General features: G+C 44.7%; 19 protein-coding genes. 1 reads left to right on the top strand and 18 read right to left on the bottom strand.

Annotated elements, in window-relative coordinates:
- Positions 1–13: 13 nt before the first annotated feature.
- The 4 genes from cysN to cysD form a co-directional block, all read right to left on the bottom strand.
- A complete protein-coding gene (cysN, locus tag J4N37_RS01105) occupies positions 14–1,432 on the bottom strand; it encodes a sulfate adenylyltransferase subunit CysN (protein ID WP_252041516.1) in 1,419 nt (472 codons plus the stop codon).
- Between the two features lie 11 nt (positions 1,433–1,443).
- On the bottom strand, positions 1,444–2,067 hold the full coding sequence (cysC, locus tag J4N37_RS01100) for an adenylyl-sulfate kinase (protein WP_252041515.1): 624 nt from the start codon (positions 2,065–2,067) through the stop codon (positions 1,444–1,446).
- Between the two features lie 18 nt (positions 2,068–2,085).
- A complete protein-coding gene (locus tag J4N37_RS01095) occupies positions 2,086–3,732 on the bottom strand; it encodes an SLC13 family permease (protein ID WP_252041514.1) in 1,647 nt (548 codons plus the stop codon).
- A gap of 96 nt (positions 3,733–3,828) precedes the next feature.
- Entirely contained in the window at positions 3,829–4,737 is a 909-nt protein-coding gene (gene cysD, locus J4N37_RS01090; protein ID WP_252042094.1) for a sulfate adenylyltransferase subunit CysD, read from the bottom strand.
- Positions 4,738–5,051: 314 nt separating this feature from the next.
- Here cysD and J4N37_RS01085 point away from each other — a divergent pair, with 314 nt between their 5' ends.
- Complete coding sequence (locus J4N37_RS01085) at positions 5,052–6,365, top strand: MBL fold metallo-hydrolase RNA specificity domain-containing protein (protein ID WP_252041513.1); 1,314 nt, start codon at positions 5,052–5,054, stop codon at positions 6,363–6,365.
- Positions 6,366–6,471: 106 nt separating this feature from the next.
- On the opposite strand, the gene J4N37_RS01080 is transcribed toward J4N37_RS01085, so the two are convergent.
- From J4N37_RS01080 to J4N37_RS01015, 14 genes are all read right to left on the bottom strand, one after another.
- Positions 6,472–9,753, bottom strand: coding sequence for a glycosyltransferase (locus J4N37_RS01080; RefSeq protein WP_252041512.1), 3,282 nt, complete (start codon positions 9,751–9,753; stop codon positions 6,472–6,474).
- A 14-nt stretch (positions 9,754–9,767) separates the two neighbouring features.
- Positions 9,768–10,541, bottom strand: coding sequence for a sulfotransferase family protein (locus J4N37_RS01075; protein WP_252041511.1), 774 nt, complete (start codon positions 10,539–10,541; stop codon positions 9,768–9,770).
- Entirely contained in the window at positions 10,531–11,853 is a 1,323-nt protein-coding gene (locus J4N37_RS01070) for an ABC transporter ATP-binding protein (protein WP_252041510.1), read from the bottom strand. Before J4N37_RS01070 ends, J4N37_RS01075 begins: the two co-directional genes overlap by 11 nt.
- A gap of 191 nt (positions 11,854–12,044) precedes the next feature.
- On the bottom strand, positions 12,045–13,937 hold the full coding sequence (locus J4N37_RS01065; protein WP_252041509.1) for a VapA family S-layer protein: 1,893 nt from the start codon (positions 13,935–13,937) through the stop codon (positions 12,045–12,047).
- Positions 13,938–14,729: 792 nt separating this feature from the next.
- Complete coding sequence (locus tag J4N37_RS01060) at positions 14,730–16,850, bottom strand: secretin GspD/PilQ domain-containing protein (protein WP_252041508.1); 2,121 nt, start codon at positions 16,848–16,850, stop codon at positions 14,730–14,732.
- A complete protein-coding gene (locus J4N37_RS01055) occupies positions 16,847–17,374 on the bottom strand; it encodes a hypothetical protein (RefSeq protein ID WP_252041507.1) in 528 nt (175 codons plus the stop codon). The genes J4N37_RS01060 and J4N37_RS01055 overlap by 4 nt, the downstream gene beginning before the upstream one ends.
- Positions 17,371–17,997 carry a hypothetical protein gene (locus tag J4N37_RS01050; protein ID WP_252041506.1) on the bottom strand — a complete coding sequence of 209 codons (627 nt, stop codon included), beginning with the start codon at positions 17,995–17,997 and terminating at the stop codon, positions 17,371–17,373. The genes J4N37_RS01055 and J4N37_RS01050 overlap by 4 nt, the downstream gene beginning before the upstream one ends.
- Positions 17,985–19,100: a PilN family protein gene (locus J4N37_RS01045; RefSeq protein ID WP_252041505.1), complete on the bottom strand. Its 1,116-nt coding sequence runs from the start codon at positions 19,098–19,100 to the stop codon at positions 17,985–17,987. The genes J4N37_RS01050 and J4N37_RS01045 overlap by 13 nt, the downstream gene beginning before the upstream one ends.
- A gap of 8 nt (positions 19,101–19,108) precedes the next feature.
- A complete protein-coding gene (locus tag J4N37_RS01040; RefSeq protein WP_252041504.1) occupies positions 19,109–20,053 on the bottom strand; it encodes a hypothetical protein in 945 nt (314 codons plus the stop codon).
- Entirely contained in the window at positions 20,054–20,761 is a 708-nt protein-coding gene (locus J4N37_RS01035; protein WP_252041503.1) for a prepilin-type N-terminal cleavage/methylation domain-containing protein, read from the bottom strand.
- A complete protein-coding gene (locus tag J4N37_RS01030) occupies positions 20,748–21,194 on the bottom strand; it encodes a type II secretion system protein (RefSeq protein ID WP_252041501.1) in 447 nt (148 codons plus the stop codon). Before J4N37_RS01030 ends, J4N37_RS01035 begins: the two co-directional genes overlap by 14 nt.
- A complete protein-coding gene (locus J4N37_RS01025) occupies positions 21,166–21,585 on the bottom strand; it encodes a prepilin-type N-terminal cleavage/methylation domain-containing protein (RefSeq protein ID WP_072604275.1) in 420 nt (139 codons plus the stop codon). Before J4N37_RS01025 ends, J4N37_RS01030 begins: the two co-directional genes overlap by 29 nt.
- A complete protein-coding gene (gene gspG, locus J4N37_RS01020) occupies positions 21,585–21,995 on the bottom strand; it encodes a type II secretion system major pseudopilin GspG (RefSeq protein WP_072604277.1) in 411 nt (136 codons plus the stop codon). The genes J4N37_RS01025 and gspG overlap by 1 nt, the downstream gene beginning before the upstream one ends.
- Positions 21,996–22,006: 11 nt before the next feature.
- Positions 22,007–23,188 (bottom strand): type II secretion system F family protein, encoded by a 1,182-nt coding sequence (locus J4N37_RS01015; RefSeq protein WP_252041500.1) that lies wholly within the window; start codon positions 23,186–23,188, stop codon positions 22,007–22,009.
- Between the last annotated feature and the right edge of the window lie 11 nt (positions 23,189–23,199).

Genomic DNA, 23,199 nt, shown 5'->3' with positions numbered 1-23,199 from the left:
ATTTGAGTCTGGATTAATTTATTTCCAAACATCCCCATTCAGGGTAGTGCTCTCGAATATATGTATTAAGCGCAATTTCTGCTGGCGTGTACTCTCGCTTAGTCTCTTTTGTTTTTTTATTGTCGTGAACATAAGTAATCATACCTGCGCCTACGGTGACATTTGACAAGCGATCAATAACAATAAACGCACCAGTAGATGGTAGTGATTTGTAACAATCCATCGCCACTTGATCATTTAAATCAAAAGAAGCTAGCGCAATCTCATTAAGATCCAATGTATGTGAATCTTCAGCGTGCTGCTCTAGAGTGTTTACGTCGATTTTGTGTTGAATATGACTTACCTTACCGACACAAGTTTTGGTTGCGAACTTAAAAACGTACTCTTTATGCACCCTCATGGACTCTTCACCCATCCACACCAAATGAGCCGATGCTTTATCCGCAACAATTGGGGATTGCTCTGAATGAACGATCATATCACCGCGAGATATATCGATTTCATCATCAAGAGTCAAGGTGACGGCTTGGCCTGGAGATGCTTGATTTAACTCACCATCAAAAGTGTAAATAGATGCAATGGAGGAAGACTTCCCTGAAGGAAGAACTGTAACTGTATCACCAACCTGAACAGTACCTGAAGCGATAGTGCCACAATAACCTCTGAAGTCAGAGCTAGGGCGATTCACGTATTGGACTGGAAAACGCAATGCCGATGTATTTTTGTCTTTAGCAACCTTGACCGTCTCAAGCAACTTCATCAGTGTCGCTCCTGGATACCAATCCATGTGCTCACTTGGAGTTACGACATTGTCGCCTTTGAGAGCTGATATAGGCACAAAACGAATGTCGTCGATATCAAAGTTTTCTGCCATCTTACGATAGTCGCGCTTAATACTTTGATAAATCTCTTGGTCATAGTCCACTAAATCCATTTTGTTAATCGCGACAATGACGTGCTTGATGCCCAGCAAAGAACAAATATAGCTATGGCGACGAGTTTGCGTTTGAATCCCACGACGCGCATCAACCATCACAATAGCAAGGTCGCAGGTTGAAGCACCTGTCACCATGTTTCGCGTATATTGTTCATGCCCTGGAGTATCTGCGATGATGAACTTACGCTTATCAGTAGAAAAGTATCGATAAGCCACATCAATCGTAATACCTTGCTCACGTTCAGACTGCAACCCATCAACAAGCAGAGCTAAGTCAAACGCTTCATTTGTGGTATTAAACTTCTCCGAGTCCTTCTCAATCGCTGCCATTTGATCTTCATAGATCAACTTTGAGTCATAAAGCAGACGCCCAATTAACGTTGATTTACCGTCATCAACATTGCCACAGGTTAAAAAGCGGAGAAGATCTTTGTTCTCATGCACTTTTAAGTAGGCTTCAATGTCTTTTGCAATCAAGTCAGAACTGTGGGACATAAGTAATATTCCTAAATAATATCTTTTTCGGTGAGGGTAGCAATGATGGTGTCCACAGCATCTTCAATGGACATATTGGCGTTTAGAGTTATCTCTGGCTCTATTGGTGCTTCATAATCAGAGTCAATGCCAGTAAAACTCTTAATTTGTCCTGCTCGCGCTTTTTTATAAAGTCCCTTAGGATCACGATCTTCGCACACTGCTAGTGGGATATCTAAAAACACCTCTATAAATGCCTCTGACCCAATTTTGTCTCTGGCTAATTGTCTATCGCTACGAAATGGAGAGATAAAGGCCGTAAGTACGATCATTCCTGCATCAACAAACAAGTGAGCAACCTCCGCAACCCTGCGGATATTCTCTACCCTATCAGCATCACTGAAGCCTAAATCCTGATTGAGTCCATGACGAACATTGTCGCCATCGAGCAAATAGCTATGCTTATTCAGCTCTAACAATCTTCTTTCTAGTGCATTGGCAATTGTCGACTTTCCGGAACCACTTAGCCCAGTAAACCACAGTACGACAGGGCGTTGATTTTTTTGTTTCACCCGCTCTTGATGAGTGACATTAGTATGATGCCAAACTAGGTCATCACTAACGGAATCATTCTGCTTTCTTTCGTATGTTTTCATTTCAATTAAATTTAACAGTTAAAACGGGAAAACAAGGGGAATTGTGACTAATGCAACCAAAGTGTACGCTAATGACACCTTCCAACCGACTCGAATAAAATCATTTACTTTATAGCCACCAGCATTCATTACCATCAGATTAGTTTGGTATCCATAAGGCGTTAAAAACGAAGCGCTTGCGGCGTATGCTACTGCCATAATAAAAGGGCTAGAATCCACCCCATACGCTTTTGCTAAAGCGATTCCTACAGGCAGTACGATCGCTGCGGCGGCTGTGTTAGTGATGATCTCGGTCAACAATAAAGTCGTAATAAAAACAACGATTAACGCGGTATAGGCTGAATACCCATTGAGCATCTGAAATAAATTCGTTGATATCCACTCAGCCAGACCCGAATTAACAAATGCCTGTGCAAGGCATAGCGCTGAAACCAAGATTAACCACAACTCAAAAGGAAAGCGCCTTCTGATAGTAGAGCTATCTAATGCATTGCCAATAACCAGCGCAATCAAATACCCCACCATAGACTCAAGTAACGTTATCGAAGAGACAATAGAAGCAACAATCGCGGCTAAAAAGCCCAAAATCACCAACGCGTTTTGCCACCCCGTTAACGGTTGCACCACCGTCTTCCCTGATAAGAAGAAAAAGTTACGCGACAAGTTTTGCCTTTTATCGAAATCCGTACCCACGGCCAGAACCAGCTTATCCCCAGCACGGAGCACCTGTTCACCGAGTTTACCTGACAATCGCTCACCGTCACGGGAAATCGCCACCACAGCAGCATCAAAGCGTGAACGAAACTCGGTTTCTTTTAGTGTCTTACTCACCAACACTGACTCAGGGCTAACGATCACTTCAGTCAAGTTGGACTCTAATAACTGAATATCATCAGAAAATAACCTTAAGCCATCAAAGAGCTGCAACTGTTTAATCTGCTTCACATCACCAGCAAAGATTAACTTGTCCTGTGCAAAGATTAACGTTTCTGGCGTAACGGGTGAAATAAGTTGGCCTTGTCGAACAATCTCAACCAAGAATAAGCCATCGAGCGCGCGCAGCCGGTTTTGCTGTACTGACTTACCAATCAATTTACTCCCGACTACGACTTCTGCATCAATAAAGTAATCCAGCTTATCTTGTTGAGCTCTATCTTTTGCCGTTAATGACTTAGTCGACCATATCACTACGCTACCAACAACAAGAACCAGAGCAATCCCGACAGGGAAGAATGAAAGAAAGTGTAGGCTTGGGAGCTCTGCATCAATAAGTAATGCATTCACCACAAGGTTTGTCGAGGTACCGATTAAAGTTAACGTACCCCCCAAAATGGCAAAGTAGGAAAGCGGCAACAACAACTTCTGAGCTGGATGATCCTGATTGCGTTTCACCGCCCCCATCAAAGTCGCGACAACGGCAGTGTTATTTAACAACGCAGAACTTAGCGCTGTACTGATACCAAGCAAAGAAATGGTTTGAGTATAGCTAGGGCGGAAAACCTTTGTCGAAACCCACGGCAAAAGCTGACTCTTCTCCAAGGCTAAAGATGCCAACATCAAACAGATAAGCGTCAGGACGGAATGGTTAGTGATGTTCGAAGTGACTTCTTCGAGAGAAAGATCTCCATAGGCATACAGACACAGCACAGCCATCATAAATAGCATGGCTGGTCTGATTTTTGTCGTTGCTAAAAGAATAAGCAAGACGAGAATGACGGTCGCAGTGAAAAGCATCTGGGTAACGGCTATATACGCGGGTGATTAAAAGTAGCCTTCACGCTTTTTCTTCTCCATCGAGCCGGAGCTGTCATGATCAATAGCGCGCCCTTGTCGCTCAGAAGTCGTCGTAAGTAACATTTCCTGGATGATTTCTGGCAGTGTAGTGGCTTGAGATTCGACAGCGCCTGTTAATGGATAGCAACCTAAGGTTCGAAAGCGCACCATCTTATTCTCTACCTTCTCACCTTCTTTTAGCTCCATCCGATCATCATCCACCATGATCAACATGCCATCGCGCTCGACAACTGGGCGTGGTTTGGCCAAATACAAACTAGGAATTTCGATATTTTCTAGATAGATATACTGCCAGATATCTAGCTCTGTCCAGTTAGATAAAGGGAAAACTCGAATGCTCTCCCCTTGATGAATACGACCATTATAAATATTCCATAGTTCTGGGCGCTGATTCTTCGGATCCCATCGATGGTTTTCATCTCGGAAGGAATAGACTCGCTCTTTAGCGCGAGATTTCTCTTCATCACGACGTGCACCACCAAAAGCAGCATCAAAACCATGTTTATCCAGCGCCTGTTTTAACCCCTGGGTTTTCATGATGTCTGTATGCAATGAGCTACCGTGCACAAATGGGTTGATGTTCATTTTCAAACCTTCAGGGTTTTGATGAACGAGCAACTTCATACCCAATTTGTTCGCCATATAGTCACGAAATTCAATCATCTCTTTGAACTTCCATGTGGTATCTACGTGCATCAACGGAAAGGGCGGAATGCCAGGCGCGAAGGCTTTCTTGGCTAAATGCAGCATAACTGAAGAGTCTTTACCGACAGAGTAGAGCATCACGGGATTATCAAACTCAGCCGCCACCTCACGCATGATGTGAATCGATTCCGCTTCTAGCTGCTTTAAATGCGTCATTTGTTTTGTATCAATCATTATTAATTCACACCACTTTATAGGCTATGGTTATGTTCTGTCGAATACGCTACCGCCTTAGGTCTGGCTCCTAAATCGCGGCAGAACGATGGAAGGCGAACTGACTAATTTTAAAATCTTTCCTATTTTAACTGAAATGTTAGTGCGCTTAAATCGATATTAAAAACCATGTTAAGTATGACTTTGTTTGAGATCAGTCGCGCAATATGAGTATTTGAACAATTTACCTATGGGGTACTGATAGAATTTCCTTCAGAGCCGACAAGGTCGAAAATTGACTTAGAAGATTTGAAAAGACGAGGGAGACAACAATGGAAGTGATTCACCATGGCGGGAAAGACACCGTGACTGGCTCATGCCACGAAATACCCCTTGATATTGGTCACCTGCTTGTTGATTGCGGCTTACTGCAAGGCGGGGAGGCAACTCAATCAGAACAAGTGGTTCGCTTTCCATACAAGCACCTGATCGGCATTGCAATCACTCACGCCCATATCGATCACATAGGTCGATTACCTTGGCTAATTGCGTCTGGATTTAACAAGCCTATCTATTGCACTCCTGCGACCAGCAAGTTGATCCCTCTCATGCTTGAAGATGGTTTAAAGTTGCAGCTTGGCCTTAGTGCGTTGCAGCGAGGTAAAGTTCTGAGTTTTATCAAGCGACTCATTCGTCCAATTCCTTTCAAGCAATGGTATCGTCTAGGGACAAAAACCTATTTAAGGTTTCAACCAGCAGGACATATTCTTGGCTCTGCATATTTAGAAGTGAAGCTTCCTGATAATAAGATTGTGGTTTTCTCTGGCGACTTAGGCCAATATGACACACCACTATTACCCGACCCAATATCACCAACTAGAGCTGACTACCTATATATCGAAACCACTTATGGTGACAAGAACCACGATCCCGCAGAGCAACGAGCAATGCGACTGGCAGGAATTATCAACCATGCTCTGACAGATGGTGGAACCATCCTCATTCCGGCTTTTAGCGTCGGCCGAACCCAAGAGTTGTTGTTCGATATTGAACAGCTTATCCATCAGCATAATATTGATGCCAACATTCCTATCATTCTTGATTCACCACTGGCAGAAAAAGTCACCAAAACGTATCGCCAATTTAAAAAGCTATGGGGCAAAGAAGCCAAAACTCGGCTAGATGCTCACCGCCACCCGCTTGCCTTTGATCAGTGCATTACCGTCTCTGATCACAAACAGCACTCCCGACTGGTAAATCGGCTTAAAGTCTCTGCAGAGCCTGCTATTGTGGTTGCCGCTTCAGGGATGTGTGAGGGTGGCAGAATCGTCAACTACCTGAAAGCCCTACTTCCTGATGAGCGCAACGACGTCATTTTTGCTGGTTATCAAGCAAAAAACACCTTGGGACGGCAAATACAATCAGGCGCAATCGAAGTGGATATCAATGGCGAAAAAGTTGAAATCAATGCACAAGTACACACTATGTCGGGATACTCGGCTCATGCAGGACAAGATGACCTAATGCGCTTTATTAAAGGTATTGAGCCCCCTCCTGAAGAAATCCACCTAATCCATGGTGAAGATGACGCCAAACATGCATTCGCCACGCTGCTTAGGACCCAACAGTACCGGGTTATAGAATAGTTGCCGTACATCCATTTCAGTAGTAAACCGTGTTTAACGCAACTTCTAAGCAATAAAAAAGCACTGCCAATGCAGTGCTTTTGCTATTTTCCGTTATGGTGAAAATCTAAACTCGGCGCTCAAACGCCAGTGAAAAATCTTCACGAGCCATGGTTAAGTTCGGGTTGTAGCATGGATCTGCATCCAAGACATTCGCCCAACGGCCACGCATGTACTGCACTTCCTTGGCAAAACGCGCTTGTTTCTCTGGCGTATCTTCAAAGCCACGAGTTTTCGATTCGTAGTGGTACAACTCTGCATATGGTGTCCACACATTGAAATAACCCGCTTCTTGTACTTTCAAACAGAAATCGATGTCATTAAATGCCACGGTCAGATCTTTCTCATTCAAACCACCGACTTGTTCAAACACCTCTTTACGAACCAGTAGGCAGGCTGCCGTTACTGCAGAGTAGTTTTGCGAAACAATCGCACGACAAGCATAGCCAGGTAAACCTTTTGGCAAGTGTTTATGTGCATGGCCAGCAACGCCACCGACCATAATCACACCACCATGTTGTAACGTATCATCTGGGTACCAAAGACGGGCGCCAACCGCTCCGTTTTGTGGTTGGATAACATGACCAACCATTTCCGTTAACCAATCAGGCGTAATCACTTCTACGTCATTGTTCACCAGCGCTAAGATCTCACCTTTCGCAATCGCTGCTGCTTTGTTGTTCAGCGCAGAATAGTTGAATGGACTATCGTCACGCAGCACAACTACATTGCTGTTCTCTTGCTGGAGTTTCTCTAAGTACGCTAAGGTGTCTGGGCAGTCTGAGCCATTGTCTACAATGATGATCTCGTAGCTTTGGTAAGTCGTCTTTTCCAAAATAGAGTCGATACACACAGAAAGTACGTCCAAACCATTACGTGTTGGAATGATCATACTTACCATTGGCTGAGGTGTTGGGATCTCGTATTTAACTCGAGCATAGTGACGCTCTGGATGTTCTACCACTTCGGCCTTGATCGCCATTCGGTCACAGTGTTCTTGTACGGCTTTCAAACCCGCAATTAAAGCATAAGGTTTTTCATCACCATCAACCGCTGTACTGCCTTCAATTGCACGCCAGTGATAAAGAATACGTGGAATATGGATGATGTGCTCGCGTTCTACTTTCTCTGTAAAACGCAGCGCAAAATCCCAATCCTGCGCTCCCTCAAAGCCCTTACGGAAGCCTCCGATTTCTTTTGCCAACTCAGTTTCGTAAACGCCTAAATGCGAAATACAGTTCTGGTTTAGCAGCAGTTCTGGATTCCACTGAGGTTTAAAGTTTGGATCATAGCGGGTTGCACCATCTGCAGTGATCTTGTCTTCATCACTGTAAATCAATGCCGCTTCCGGGTTAGCTAGAATTGTTTCTGCCACCCAGTAAAGAGCATCGTTTGGCAGCTTATCATCATGATCCATTAAGGCGATGTATTCGCCTGTTGCGACTTCAAGCGCACTGTTGGTTGCCTCAGAGATATGACCATTTTGCTCACGCTCCACCACTTTAATACGGCTGTCTTGTTGCGCGTACTCACGCAGTACATCACGCACTTCTTGGTTTGGTGACGCATCATCGGCGATACATAGTTCCCACTCAGGGTAAAGCTGAGCAGTAACAGATTCGATCGCTTCACGCAGATAGTCTATTGGCGCATTGTAAACTGGCATCAAAACAGAGATTTTTGGCTTATTCTCTAAGCTTGCAATACGTGCTGATACTTGTTGCGTTTGCTCGGCAGACAACTGACCATACTTTTCAAGCCATTGACCGTAATCGATCAGTGGTTCACCTGTCGGCTCTACGGCTTGAGCCGCTTGATATTGACCACGGCTAAGCAAACCTTTCAGCCCTTCACGTTGGTAAACACCCCACGCTTTGCGGCAGGTATTCTGAACGCCACCATGGTGCCTAACAAAGCTAGCCCCACGCTTGGCTACCTTAATTGGCATCGAAAGCACGGGACGAATTGCACGTACAGGCGAAGTTAGCTTCCAAGACGTTGAGTTTTGCATTTCAGCGACTGCAGCTTGCAACGAGTGTGCCCACTGCTCTGAACTTGCATTGCGGTGTTCCAGTTCAGCCACTCGTTGCTCTAGTGCTTGAGCTTGGTTTTGCTGCATCGCTATTTGCGATTCCTTCTCACGCACTACAAATTTAAGTTCATTGAGTGTCGCGATCTGAACATCTTTCTCATGCAAACTCTGGTGGGCTTTTTTTAATTCAGGACGTAATTCTTCAAGCGCTTTCTTATGCGCAACAAAGGCATCGCTGGTTTCTACCAGCTTTTGGTTCATCTCAATTAAGCTATGTTCTTTCTCGTTAACAATAGCATGAACTTTTTCAAGCTCATTCTGTAGCTCAGCTTGCTTGTTGCGGGAATCATCTATTAACTGATCGTTACGAATATTCGCATGATACAGCAAAGCATGATTCTTAAATGCAGATTGATTCAGCTCTTCAGCTAGACGTTGCCACTGCTCCGAGAATGCACTTTGAAAGTCTCGGTGAGCGTTATCTGCCTGCTCTTGATTTAGCCATTGCTCCAATGTCATCGAACCTTGGCTGAACTTCTCCATCGCCTCGTAAAGACTCAATACTGGTTCAAAATGCTCAGTATCTTGATAAAGGTCGCTCAGTTGGGCATTACTATGGCTTAAGGATGGGTCAATGTAAGAATCGCAGAACTTATCAACGTTTTCTGCTGATACTGAGTCTAACTCTAATTGCTGTTGTAACTTAGCAATCACAGTTCTAGGTTGAGAAAGTAGCTCATTAAAACCAACCCAAGACACATTCTCGGATTGCAATAAATTTAAATTTGGTAGTGTGTGCCAAAGCCACAATAAGTAGCCCTGACGATGACTGATCCCATCACGACGAGCCAACGAGCGAGCAATATCTAAAGGGTTACGCAATGCGTAGACATACTTAGCCTGTACACCGGCACGCTTGAATACTTCTTGCCAAAACATAAGTAAACGAGAAGTACGAGGATCCTTAAAGCCCCAAAGGTCAAACTCTTCAACTCGTTGCTGAACCATGTTAACCGCTTCACCCAGAAGCAATTGAACATATTGATCATCAAGGTTTATCTCTGGTTGAGTAGCACTGAACCAGACGTTGCCATAATGTGCCAGAAGCTTATCGTTGATACTAACGACATCAATATCTTCCCAGTGACCTTTAGGGTTAAATTCCCCCTCAGGCATTAAGTTCTCACTTAATGAAACCCCAATAACTTGTAGGGCTTTAGTCAGTGCGCTCGTACCACTACGGTGCATCCCTAGAACAATCACTACCGATTTGTTCTGGCTTGTTTCTACCGACGTTTGCTCAGTGTTTTTCGACATATATTCGATACTCGTTATTCTGATTTGCTTGGCAGTTTTGTCGCATATTGGCGTACAAACTTCTGCTCTTTATGTAATTTGGCTTGGGCGTATAACTTGGCGAGTCTTTCACCTATGCTTGGGGAGGCGTATTGTCCTGCAAACACTGATTCCGCTGCTATCGCCACACTCTCAATTTGTAAAAAATCAAAGATGCGCTGCATGGCCTGTTGATGATGGTGGCGCAGCTCATCATTGTGCATAACTAAGACATTGCTCTCACCAAAATGGCGCTTTATCTCCGCCAGCTGCTGGCTAAAATGACCTCGGTCTAGGTAAGAGTGCGTGCGAAGCGGTGAATGCCAACTGTAGTCATGTTGAGCAGCTTGAAGGCGCGAAGACTCTTTAAGAAAGGCTTTCAGCATTGATTCACTCTCGAAGCCTCGCTTACTCTCCATAGTATATTGTGAGATCGCCCTTTCAACTGGATCACGCAACATAAAAATGACTTTTGCGTGAGGCTGGTACTCCACCAATTTTGGTAACACCTGATTCCAGTACGCATAGATTGGCGTTGCATCGCATAAGTAGCGCTCTCCATTCGCATGCGTAAATTTCTCGGCGTAGGCTTGGTCTAAAACAGCGTCGCTCACACACACTTGTCCCTCTTTATTGAGGTACTCTGGATGATCAAGTATATGTGCCTCTTTACCTTGAGCTAAGCAGATATCGGGATGCTGAGCGATGAAATGGGCTAACGCACTGGTGCCACACTTTTGTCCACCAATAATAAATAGATTAGGACGCATTAGAGCCCTCTGTCACCAAAGGCTTAGACGTGATCTTTTTCACTAAGTCTACTGCTCCCGTCACATGGCTGCTTTGCTCAATCACGGTAAACATTGCCGCATCTACACCACGATGTAAGAACTGACGTTCACCTTCAACTAATGCAGAACAACCACAGTTAAGGAAGTACGATCCATTTGGCAAATTACATGAGAAACGGAAGCGCATCTCTATCGTCTGTTCTGCAGCAACGTAAGGAATACGCATTTGATGATTGCGTGTGCTCGTTGCACCCGCTATTTCTAACCCAGAAACAGTCTTGATCATCATACCGCCACCAACTTCAAACGCTTCACGCTCGAAATACACCTGATAAACGTAGTCGTACTCTTCGCCAGCAGTGAGCAGATTGACCGCTTCACCATCTAGATTTTCAATATGAGGCTCACTGATAACGGCACCTTGACTTTGATACCATACTGTAGAGACAGGCTGAATATTTGGATCGTATGCCCCTTTGCTTACCGCAAGTTGCTTCTTTTTCGGTTTGGTTTCTGTCTGCTCACGTAAACCATCTTTGATTTGCTGACGATACGTTTCACGCTCTGGGCCATGCATATGCAATAACTTGTGATACTGCTGGACTACTTGCTTAGGTGTCCCTTCCATAAGTAACTCGCCATGATCGAGCAGTACTGCGCGATCACACAGTTCAATAACCTGACCTGCAGAGTGAGAAACGAACAGCAATGTCGCCCCTTTTGCCTGTAATTGACGCAGTTTAGCGTGGCATTTACGTTGGAACGCATCGTCGCCCACCGCAAGAGCCTCGTCGACAATAAGGATGTCGGGATCAATGTGCATGACAACAGAAAAGGCCAAACGCAACATCATACCGCTGGAGTAGCTTTTTACTGGCTGATCGATAAAGGTACCAATGTCAGCAAAAGCGAGAATATCATCAAATCTCTCGGCCACTTCTGCCTTACTCAAACCTAGCAATTGCGCATTGAAATAAACGTTTTGGCGACCAGTAAATTCAGGGTTAAAACCAGAGCCTAGCTCTAGGAGCGCTGCGACTCGACCTTGAATAGAGACATCACCTTGATCGGGTTGCATAACGCCACAAATCAGCTGCAGTAAGGTCGATTTCCCGCTGCCGTTATGACCAACAATACCAACGGTTTCCCCTTGCTTAGCAGAAAAGTTAATGTTTTTTAGGGCGTAAAAACGCTCGTCACTTGCTTTTGGCCACAATGCTTGGCGTAAGCGCTGCCAAGGGCGGTTAGCAAGAGAAAAGCTTTTACTGAGTTGAGAAACGGATATAACCATCGGGGTAATTTATTGCGATTAGGGGGGAGTATTATGAGCAAAAACAGAACGCTTTGCAAAACGGTGAGGTCAATGAGAAGTAAATTTGCGCATTTACCGTCATAAATACGCTGGGAGAGTCAGCTTACTGATACGCAGACATTAAAAAAGGAGCCCGAAGGCTCCTTTTGGACAAAAGTTACTAAACTCTATTATAGAGTGAAGTCAACGATGTCTTTTTCTGCAGCTTGAGAACCAACTTGGATGTCAGTACCTTTACCGTCAGATTTCTTAACAGCTACTTCACCAACGTTAGTTTCAACTTCGAATAGCATACGTGCTTGACGAGCTGGAGCTACTTCGATGCCTAGTTGAGCAGCGATAGTTGCTGGAGATAGAGTTACAGCACCGTTTGAAGGTAGCTTAACTGTTAGCTCTTTACGCTCTGCAAGAACGTTACGCTCTGCGTTTTCACCAGCTTCGTGTGCGTCGTATTCCCATACAGTAACGAAGATCTTACCACCAGCTTCTGGAAGGATGCCAGATACGTCACGGATGTGAACTGTGTTAGAAGAAGTTGTACCAGTTAGGATAGTATCGAACTTCAGACCGTCACGAGTGATGATGAATAGATCCATGATAGTGTCAGAGAAATCTTCAAACGTATCTTGGTCAGCACCAGCGATTGCAGCTGTAACAGAGATTTTCTGTGCTTCAACTGGCGTTTCGTTAGTTGTTTCAACGTAAAGCTTGCTGAAGTTGTTCCATAGAGGGTTCACAGAAGAAGCTGCTGCATCTAGAGTGATTTGACCTTGAAGAACCGCGTCACCAGCTTTAGCTGTAGCTGCAGTCTTGTCTGCGTTTAGTTTCCAACCAGAAGCAGTACCGTCTTTGTGTAGAAGGTTACCAGCTGTATCAGCACGGAATGCAGATAGGTCACCAGTTAGCGTTAGGTTAACTTTGTTTAGCTGGATGTTTTGGTTAGAAGTACGGTTGTACAGCTCGTAACCAGTTGCAGCGATGTTAAGGTCATCCATGATGCCGTCTTGGTTAGCATCAACACGTAGGAAACCAGTTGAAACTAGAGCAGTTGCTTTACCAGATTCAGTTAGACCTAGTTCGAAAAGGTCACCTAGTTGGAATACTTTACCAGATTGAACTGGGTCCGCAGAGTAAGAAGCATTCTTCAGAGCACCGATCTTAACTGCTACGTCGTTGTTAGCACCAGATTTTAGGTTGAAGATTTGGTTTGCGTTCTTGAAGTCAAAGTTGATTTCAGTACCAGCACCTACTAGAGTCTCTGTAACATCGCCAGTAGCGAAGCCAGCTAGAGCTTCTAGGTGCGCAACGCCAGAAGCGTTAAGAGCACGGATGTAAGCAGCTTTCTCTGCATCAGTAGTTGCGTCTGTACCGTCAAACTCGTAACCAGCTGCACCAGCAGTATCACCAACAACAGCAGTACCGTCACCAGCGTTGATCGCTTCTAGAGCTACGTTTAGAGCAGCAGTATCAGCTGGAAGACCAGCAGCGATCGCAGCAGTGTTAACGTCAGCGTCAGTAGCAGTGCTAGTTGCTAGTTGGATCATATCGTCTGCAGAGCCAACTGTTTGCTTAAGAGCAAGACGTAGGCGCTTGCCATCTAGGTCGATTGCGTAATCAACTTGAACACCACCAGCTACGTCAACGAACTTGAATACTTTAGCAAGGTCAGCTTCAGTAGCAGGTACGCTAGAACCAGATTGAACAACGCCGTTGATAGCAGTAGCTGTAGCAATTTCTAGATCAATTTGGATTGAACCATCGTTTGCAGCAAGGCCTGTTAGCCACTGACGAACTTCGTTGTCGTTGAACGTAGCGTCACCAGTTAGCTCGATAGTGATGAAACCGTTTTGTTTTAGGTCACCGTTTACGTCGAACTCAGCAGCGATTTGGTCTTCTGCAGTTGAGAAGCTTAGTACCGCTTGCTTAGTTACAGCAGCTAGCGTAGTAGTAGTGATTGTGTTTGATGGTGAAGTTAGACCACCGTAAGAAAGGTTAACGTCAGCCATTGCTGGTGTTGCTGCTAGAGCTGCAACAGATGCTGCAAGAAGCGTTTTCTTTAACATGTTATTTATATCCTTAGTTTGGATCCATATTATTCTCACCGACATCTTAGGAAGGTGATTTTTGATCAACTTCGGTGCACTGTTCGTCGCACCATACTTCGCGCTTTCCTGTCACCACCGCTAAGTAGTAGAAAGTTCAGCCAACTTGCGAAGCATTAGTTTAAAGATCGCGCCCCGAAGTGCGCACTCGCTATTTTTATTAGAAGTACAAATAAAGTCAATGGAAAAAGTGTGACAGTGAGACGTTTTTCTCTTAATTCAAGAAAAAATGAGAGTGATTTTAATCACAAAAAAAAACACACCGCCCAAATCGTTCAAATATTCGCCATTTTATGTTTTTTATCTCGCCATTTTTCTTGCTCATAATTTTAAACATGATGTTTTTAATTAGCGTTTAATAATAAATATTTAAACTACTGATTTAAATTAACTTTCAGCAATGAAAACCGCTTAAACATAAATATTAAACCTATGTCAGAAGAATGACATAAATGTCAACAATATGACAAAAGAGCGATTCTTAACCAATAAAAAAGAGCCCGACACTCCCTGTGGCACGTATAAAATCTCTTCCAATGAAACCGTAAGAATATAGTGGATTTTTCCCTTCGCAGCTAAACAAGAGCTCTTTTTTGGGAACACTGACACAATAATTCGTTACTGGTCTGCGTGAATAAAAGAGGATATTTATGACTCTTTTATTAAAATCACACTCCTTACTGTCTTATTAATAAATAAGACAGTAGTTGACTTAGGTATAAAAAAAGCCCCATCTAGGGGCTTTATTCTAATTTAGTAAGGTAGGCTTTCTACCATTTCCCAACCCGTCAAATTTCTAAACTCTTTGGTATAGAACTGTGCTTCATCACGGCTATTGATCACGTAAGGTGTAATCAATAACACTAGCTCAGTCGAGTTTTGAAGCTCTGAAGTGTACTTAAATAGATGGCCAATAACAGGAATGTCACCTAGGATCGGGACTTTCTTTTCACTGTTGTTGTTATCTTTGGATATCAAGCCACCCATGTAAATGGTATCGCCACTATCTGCGAGAACACGAGTTTGAAGTGAACGCTTATTGATCGGGATGCTATCACCAGAAGCCACCCCTTGCGAGCTGACCTCTTGGCTGATACTGAGTTCCACCAAGCCATTTTGGTTAATAGTTGGCGTGATATCGAGCGTAATACCTACATCCACATATTGATATGTGATGGTCGCTTTGGAGTCATCTCCACCACCAGACACCTCACCAGTTCGAACCTGAATTTGCTCACCGATGCTGATACGAGCGGGCTCTTGGTCCATCGCGATTACACGTGGGCTAGACAGAATCTGTGCTTTGCCGTTGTCCATTGCGGCAGTAAGGTTGGCTGTCACATCGCCAAATACACCCGTTAGATTCAGGTTACCAGCTTTGGTTAAGATCCCGTCAGTACCACCTGTAATATCCCCTCCAGACAGGGTAAATGATGTACCCAAGATAAACCCATCTTCTACTTTAACTTCGGCTACTGTTGCTTGCAGCAACACTTGACGCGGACGTTGATCTACAAACTTTAACAACTCAATTAAACGTTGGTACTCTGCGTATTGGCCTTGAAAGATCAACGCATTACGTTTGGTGTCGATCACTACACGGTAATCTTTAGACACCACGCTCATAGTTTGCTGTGCTGCTCTTTGGCGAGGTTGATAGCCAGTATTACCAGCGACAGCACCCTCTTGAGCGGATGCAATAATGTCTTGCGTCGGTGTTTCTGGCTGCTTTGACTTGGATTTACCATCACCAAAAATCGCTTCTACCATCTGCCATGCATCGGCCGCTTTGGTGTTTTTCATGTAGTACGCATAAACACCTTGGTTGCCTTCAACTGGTTTGGGGATGTCTAAACGCTTAATCCACTCTTTGGCATAATTCAACCAAGCTTTGGTGCTTGAGGTTATCAACAACTGCTCGGCGCTGATTTGTGACAAAATCACACCATGCGTACCTCTACCAATAGTCGCAGGGATTGAGGCCGCATCTAGAGCTGCTTTTAACTCTTTAGCAAGATCACCTGCCGTTGAGTACGTTGGTTTAATCAGTGTCATATAGTTGGATGACTTGGCAGGCACATCCAACTCTGCAAGTAACTTTTCAAGACGTTCAATATCATCCTGACGAGCTACCACCATTAAAGAGTTAAGATGGTTTTGGACCAACACGGTTCCGCCATTACCCTCGCGCAATAGGCTATTTGCCATGGTTGCAGCTTGGTTAATGGATAAATAGTAAACGGGTACCAACTGCGCCACCTTGCCATAACGCAACATAGGCTTAACCGCTTGGTTCATCAAGCTTGGCGTTTGATTATTGGTTTTGCTCGACGGTATAACTTTAATTAGGTTGTCTTCCAGTGCGAGTGCGACGCCGTTAACTTGTAATACCTCTTCAACTAACCCGAGTAATCGCAAAGGCTCCACAGGTTGGTTAACACGCATGGTAATCGGTGTTGTTTTTTTGGCCAAGTCAGTATCTACCACATAGTTCACGCCTAGCACATCGCCTAATGCAAGGTTGATGAAATGGTTCAGTGGCAGGCCATCGGCGTTCAGGCTTACGGGCTCTTTTGGCAGACCCAAAATGTTCTCAGAAGCGCTGCTTTTCTGTGATGCGTGTAGTAGAGGAGCCGAACGAATAGTGGTATCAACCTGAACATAACCGCCGTTCAGTTTACCTTCTTGCTGGTCTTCTTTTTTCGCATCAGCATCAATAACAGTGATTGAATTTTGATCATTGACCGATGGGGGCTGTGAGTAAACGTTTGGTGGTAAAGGAGCAAAGTTAGCACAGCCAGCCATCAGGCTACTGATCGCTACCGCCATCAGGGCTTTTTTATGTCGCCTTTCCATCATCAATAGGCCGTTCATTGTGTGGTGGTTTCCTCTTGGTTTGGAGACTCTTCTTTTGGTGTTAGATCACCAACTGGGAACAGTCGCCACTGCTTCTCTGCGCCATCAACTCCGGTTGTTGTCGCTTGATTTCCTGTAATTGAACTTAATGTACCGATAGCATCATTAAACTCACCTTCGGCTAATGCAATTCGCTGCTCTTTACCAACGAAGACAGCGTAGGTGTGCTCACCTTGGGTGACGATACTGACCATCACAAAGTCCCCGAGTGTTGCTTTCGCGGAGCGGGCGGCCTCTGCCGCTTGCGCTGCCGCATCAAGCTCAGCTTGTTTGTCGGCATCGACAGCGCGAATCACACGATCCACTTTGAATATATTGCCACTTGGAGCTTGAGGCTGATCTGCGTCCACTTTTGATTGATATGCTGACACACTGAGTAAGTCGTCGGCACTGTTACTAGGCGTTAAACTGACGTAGGTCATTCCCAAAGATGCAACGGCCAATGACGCCGCACCTAGTACTATTTTGGTCTGCGCTATCATTGTCTTGCTCTCATTTTCAGTTCTCTGATCGGTAGCTGACGATAACTGCGAATGTCTACCGCTACTTCGTAATTCGGCACTGTTTGATTACGCGTTGTGCGTCCACGTTTGATTTCAATCGATGTGGGCTCAATGATGGTACGTTGGTTTGCTAATGCATATAGCATGTACAAAATATCATCCGATGCACCTTCTAGGCGCCATTGCGATTCTACTTTCTCACCTAGCCAAGGATAGACATCTGGTTCACCAAAGCGACGACCGCTGAACTTTAGTCCGAATGGGCGATATACGTCTTCAAAAGCATTCACTTGGACCGATATCGCACGGCTATTGGTGCGCTCCTTGATCAGGGACTGCTCCGCAGCTTTGTAATTTGCCTTCAGTTGCGTAATAGAGTCAGTAATGACATCGCTACTCGCCTTCAACTGTTGCAGCCTTTCAAGCTGCAATGTTTTTTGCTCCAGTTGCCCAACAGTTTGAGAACGCCACTCGGTGTATGGGCTGATCGCTAACCACCAAACAAAGATGATGGCACAGAAAAATCCTGCCCACTGGACAACCGGACTCGATAACTCTTCTTTTAAGTTCGAGTCTTGCAGCAACTGATTTAGTTTTTCCATTGGTCTGCCTCCAACAAGATCAGTTCTGCACGGAACTCTTGTCTATCATCATCCACTGGCACGACTTCGCCAAGCAATCGTGCTTCTTTCACTCCTTTTAGAGACGACAACGTTTCTAACAGGCCCAGAGAATCTTGGATGGTACCTTGCAACACAATACGCTCCGGCTTGTATGTTAAGCGTTCTATGACAACGTCTTTTGCAAGCTGTGTAGTAAGCGCTTCAATGATCTGCACTGGTACTCTTTGTCGCAGTTGCGCTAGCTCTATCTGGGTCAGTACTTTACTCGTGTCCTGAGCTTCGCCACGTAGGCGCTGAAGCTGGAAAGTTTCTTGTTGTAACTGGGTAATTTCGTCTTCTATTTGCCCTTGCTTGAAGCTCACTAGAGTGGCATCCGCTCCCATATAAGCAAGCAGAACCAACAGCAGTGCCAATAACGTTCGCCAATATTGCCATGGATTATCCAGATCAAACTGGTTACTACATTTCCCTTCCGATAGCACTGCAGAGCGAGGGACTAGGTTCAGGCTTGCTAGCTCGACGCCTTGAAGTAATGAATGGTGGTCCTGGTTTGAGTAAACATGCTGTTGCTCACTGATTCGCTGTGCCACGGTACGCTGGTGTAGTGGTGAACGCATTGGATACAGTTGCTCAATGACTTTGCCACCTTGCCAAGTGATCGCCCACGACTGTGCCGAAGTATTTTGACCTTCTGTGTAAAGCAGTATGCCTTCAGGTGTATTGACTTTCGCAAGCTCACACGCCATCGCAGGAACGATATGCGTTACAGGCTGAGCAAAAGAAATCTCGCTTTTATCCCAAAACCAAACTGCAACTTGCCAGCGATCTTGGACTTTATTGATCCACGTATGACATTGGTATTCTGGCCAGTCAGCTAGCTGTTCTAACTCGTTATCCACACACTGACGGATCTCGCTTTGTGGTATCAGCTCGGTTTGGTAATAAAATACCTTAAAGAGACATACAGACTGAGGTACTAAGCCAATCACTTTATCCCATTGACGTGCATTTTCGACCGTTTTGGGTTCAAACTGACTTTGCTCAGGCCAAACGTACCATTGCCTTTGTAATTTATGTATCACCTTATTGCCTATGGTTGTGTATGGGTGAAATAACGATATTGGTCGGGAAAATACCACGATATACGAGGCACAGGAAGTGAGTATGCGTATATCTCATATTCACCTCTTGCTCGGACTCCCTTATATTGGAAGCGGATAGTGTAATCCACACTTGGGGACATACTTCCCTCACCAAAAGCCATGCCTAGTGACTGAAAAGTACTTTGGACCCCTCGCCAGTTTGCATTAGCTTTGAGTCGATCTAGCCTTTCAATATCATCGGCATTAAAGCCATATAGCGTTTGTAGTAGAATATCTGGCGTTGCAGCATAGTTAAGTTGATCTTGTCCACCAAGGGTGAGCAAGTCTCTTAATCCATACTTAGGTAGCGGCCTCAACTCATCCATTTCTGGTGAGGGCTCATCACTCGCAATATTCCATCGACCATTATAAATTTCAGGTGTAATTTCAGAGATCAGCATTAGCTCATCTAAACTACGAAACAGAGCTTGCCTAGGCAGCACTGTAGCATCAATAGGAAGCTGTCCCCCCGGCGTTTGCCAGTTAATGATGGCTTGTGTTGTATTGGTATCAAAACCTGGGCCTAAATATGCTCGAAATAGTTCGCTAAGCAATTTACGATCAATAAAACGTAGGCTCATTAAACCCGCATGATCTTGAATCGATACCCAAACATCATTGGATAATTTGGTTGGTGTTCCATCCGTCAACAACAGTGTTTGACCTAATTGATAGGCTCCAGGTTGTTGCTCTCCCGCCAACATCGCGTAAAACACACGTTGCTCTGCGTTGTGAATCTCTAGCCTTGCTTGCCATTGATCGCGCATGTTTTCCGTATCAGCGACTTTGTTTCGATCTCTCACCATTACCACGCTCGCCATTGCTGTGAGAATAGCGAGTATAATAAGAGTCAACGGCAATACGACGCCTGTTTGATGACGATTAATTCTCATCTAGAACACACTCAATCGAGTTTCTTGGCTATAAGCCGCTGTTTTTGTTGGTAGATAAAACTGCCATACGTATTCTTTGCCATTTTGAGTAAAATGAAGTTTCACAGTCTGCGGCACTTCTTGCTCAAAACGTGCATCATATTCCTGAGACCATAAACCTTCGGGTCTACGTCTAAAGGTGTTGTATTTGATTTCCCACGGCGTAGCCTCATCGCGCGGTGCTAGGTAGTACTCCCACTCCAAACTTTGAATGTCTTTAAGCAATACCAATGTGTTGGACTCGGCCGCCTCCTGCGGAATACTCAGGTATGGGTCACTGTATGGCCACTGACGAAATACTAACTGACTCATCCCATTACTCTGACTTTCGAGTGTTAAGTTAACACTCGCATATGTGCCCGGACCCGATATGATTGGTGCATTGCTAATGAACGACACGTCGTTAGCTGTACCTAAAAAATGTGGCGCTTCAGTACCATACGATATTTGAAATGTCGCGCTGTTTGCTTGAGTAAAGAGCTGTTGCAACCATTGCTTACGTTGAAACATATGATAGCTTTGATCCGTAGATCTCATTGCCCTATCCCATTGGCTTCTGCCTTGCTCCAAACCTATTAGGACGAGTGATACGACTGAAGAAAATACGACCAGTGCAACAAGTACTTCAATCAGTGTGAAACCTTTACTATGACGCTTAGCGGGATACACCGGTTTTCCTCTCCCACCCCATCTGATCAAATTCAAAACTGCGCTCTACTTTTTTTTCCTGATAGACCACATTAATCGTAAATATTTGAACATGATTCTGGTTGGTGTTGTCTTCGCTACGTAACCTCAATAGAGGACTAATTGGTGTTGCTCGCCACTGAAACGTGATATCACCTTGCGAGCCAACACCTTGTTGATTCGCCGATGGGTTGATATGTGACAACTCCATAAAAATGGATTGCTCGACATCGACTCGATGCTGAACTTGTTGAATTCGGTTTGCTGTAATTCCCGATTGCTGAAACATCTGGAAAATCACAGAGAAACCCGCGGCTAAAATCGCAAGTGCGACTAAAACTTCAATTAACGTAAAGCCACGTTGAGGCGTTTTACGAGCTTGTGAATTATCGGCGAGCAATGTTAACCGTTCCATCTGGCGTTGCTATTTCAATTTTCCAATACGCTTCTTTTGACTCCACTTGAAGGTTAATTGTACCACCAGCAGTAAAGCCATCCGCACGGACTATAATGACGTCACTTTTTTGTAAAGTAAGGTCGTATTCAGCCGCGAGCTTTTGCCATTTAGGATTTTGCTGCTCAAACACGAAGTTTTCCCCGTGTTTACGTAGCAGCACAGCTCGATCACGAACTTTTCCCCAGAATTTTTCAACTTGTTGCTGCTGTGCGAAGCGAGTGTATTGGCCCCAAAGCTGTGGGACAACAATGGTGCTGACTGCACCAAGCAGTGCAAGAACAACGAGTAGCTCGATCATGGTAAAACCACGAGTACTCTTGATTTTTGCCGTCAGCACCTTAGTTGGCATTACTTAATACCAACGTCTTGATCTTCACCTTCACCACCAGCTTTATTGTCTCGGCCTAAGGTGTATAGTGCGAACTCATAATTTGGTTTTAGTTCGTAATGGTATGCTCGGTTCCATGGATCAAGCGGGATTTCTTTCGCTAGGTATGGGCCATTCCACATAGTGGTATCGCCTGGGTTTTCCATTAGCGCATCAAGGCCTTGTTCAGTGCTTGGGTATTCACCCATATCAAGACGATAAGTATTCAGTGCTGAAGTTAGCAGTTCAATTTGTGCGCCTGCCACTTTAGTTTTTGATGAACCCACTTGGTTAAACAGTTGAGGACCAACCAAGCCAGCTAGCAAAGAGATTAGGACAAGTACGACTAGCAACTCTATCAGCGTAAAGCCACGTTGTTTTTGGTTATTCATTTTTTACCTCTTTATAGGCTGATATTGTTCACTGAAATAATGCCAGATATCAGCACGATCATAATACTACCTACGATCCCCCCCATGATTACAATCACTAAGGGCTCTAGTATGGTAAGGATTTGTTTCAAACCTTTAGAGAGACGACGCTCATACAAATTATGTATTTCTCGGAAACATGGCACGAGAGAAGCCCCCGCCTCGCCGGTATGAATGAGGCGAATAACCATAGGTGGAAATACATGATATTCAGCAAGTGAATCTGCAAGGCCTTTACCCTCGCGTACTTTTACTACGACGTGGTTTAAGCGCTTTCTTAATTGCGTGTCAGAAATGCTATTGAGTGTGATTTCTACAGACTCAACAAGTTCCACTCCAGATTGCAAAAGCTTTTGCATACTACTGGAAAATTGAACTATGTTCCATGAATCGATGAGGTTACGAAACATGGGGATTATGCATAAGGTTTGCATAGCATAATCTTTGAGGTTGCCATACTTTGCGCTGTAATAAACTCCGCCAATCAATGCAGACATTAAAATAAGAATAATAGTTAGGTTATCATTCAAAAGTGCTGAAATATCTAGCAATGTACCGAGTGCGCCGGCGTCTCCTCCACCTTGAACCATATTCTCAAAGTTCGGGATAACATAGAGGAACATGAAGAATACCGTCGCCACACAAACAACCAGCAGGAAAGCTGGGTAGGTCAATGCCGACTTTACTTCACTTACTAGCTTCTCTTCTCGCTCGATACGTTCAGAAATGCTAAATAGCGCCTCTCCTAGCTGACCACTTGCTTCACCCAAACGTAGCATTGAAGAGACGTAAAACGGGAAGGCATCGGGCTGAGCACTAATGGCTTCGGACAAGCTTGAGCCACTCTCAATGTCACTGTATAAACGCTTAAGTACTAACTCCATTTGCTTGTCTTCAACGTTTTCCAGCAAAGAAAGCATACACTGGTCTAGCGGCATGCCACTTTCTCGCAGTGTGGCGAGTTCGCGCAATGTGGTGATCAGGGTTTCACGGCCTAGATTTTTCGCACCACTGGAGCGCTGTTCAGTCAACATAACAACTTGTCGTTGCTGCTGTTGCAACTGCCGTTTCGCTTGCTGCTCGCTTTCTGCTTGTAGCCATCCGTCGATCAATGAACCGTCTTTTCGGCGTGCGACGTATTTAAACTGCTTCATTGGTTAATCCT

The sequence above is a fragment of the Vibrio sp. SCSIO 43153 genome (assembly GCF_023716625.1).
GTDB classification, from domain to species: domain Bacteria; phylum Pseudomonadota; class Gammaproteobacteria; order Enterobacterales; family Vibrionaceae; genus Vibrio; species Vibrio rotiferianus.
This window is presented reverse-complemented; position numbering and strand designations above follow the sequence as displayed.

Excerpts from the sequence above, each read along its gene's own strand:
- J4N37_RS01030 (WP_252041501.1), bottom strand. The coding sequence starts at position 21,194 with ATGGAACGGTTAACATTGCTCGCCGATAATTCACAAGCTCGTAAAACG.
- J4N37_RS01025 (WP_072604275.1), bottom strand. The coding sequence starts at position 21,585 with ATGCCAACTAAGGTGCTGACGGCAAAAATCAAGAGTACTCGTGGTTTT.
- J4N37_RS01050 (WP_252041506.1), bottom strand. The coding sequence starts at position 17,997 with ATGGAAAAACTAAATCAGTTGCTGCAAGACTCGAACTTAAAAGAAGAG.
- J4N37_RS01040 (WP_252041504.1), bottom strand. The coding sequence starts at position 20,053 with ATGAGAATTAATCGTCATCAAACAGGCGTCGTATTGCCGTTGACTCTT.
- J4N37_RS01015 (WP_252041500.1), bottom strand. The coding sequence starts at position 23,188 with ATGAAGCAGTTTAAATACGTCGCACGCCGAAAAGACGGTTCATTGATC.
- J4N37_RS01075 (WP_252041511.1), bottom strand. The coding sequence starts at position 10,541 with ATGCGTCCTAATCTATTTATTATTGGTGGACAAAAGTGTGGCACCAGT.
- J4N37_RS01065 (WP_252041509.1), bottom strand. The coding sequence starts at position 13,937 with ATGTTAAAGAAAACGCTTCTTGCAGCATCTGTTGCAGCTCTAGCAGCA.
- cysN (WP_252041516.1), bottom strand. The coding sequence starts at position 1,432 with ATGTCCCACAGTTCTGACTTGATTGCAAAAGACATTGAAGCCTACTTA.
- J4N37_RS01085 (WP_252041513.1), top strand. The coding sequence starts at position 5,052 with ATGGAAGTGATTCACCATGGCGGGAAAGACACCGTGACTGGCTCATGC.
- J4N37_RS01070 (WP_252041510.1), bottom strand. The coding sequence starts at position 11,853 with ATGGTTATATCCGTTTCTCAACTCAGTAAAAGCTTTTCTCTTGCTAAC.
- J4N37_RS01095 (WP_252041514.1), bottom strand. The coding sequence starts at position 3,732 with ATGCTATTTATGATGGCTGTGCTGTGTCTGTATGCCTATGGAGATCTT.
- J4N37_RS01055 (WP_252041507.1), bottom strand. The coding sequence starts at position 17,374 with ATGATAGCGCAGACCAAAATAGTACTAGGTGCGGCGTCATTGGCCGTT.
- gspG (WP_072604277.1), bottom strand. The coding sequence starts at position 21,995 with ATGAATAACCAAAAACAACGTGGCTTTACGCTGATAGAGTTGCTAGTC.
- cysC (WP_252041515.1), bottom strand. The coding sequence starts at position 2,067 with ATGAAAACATACGAAAGAAAGCAGAATGATTCCGTTAGTGATGACCTA.
- J4N37_RS01060 (WP_252041508.1), bottom strand. The coding sequence starts at position 16,850 with ATGAACGGCCTATTGATGATGGAAAGGCGACATAAAAAAGCCCTGATG.
- J4N37_RS01080 (WP_252041512.1), bottom strand. The coding sequence starts at position 9,753 with ATGTCGAAAAACACTGAGCAAACGTCGGTAGAAACAAGCCAGAACAAA.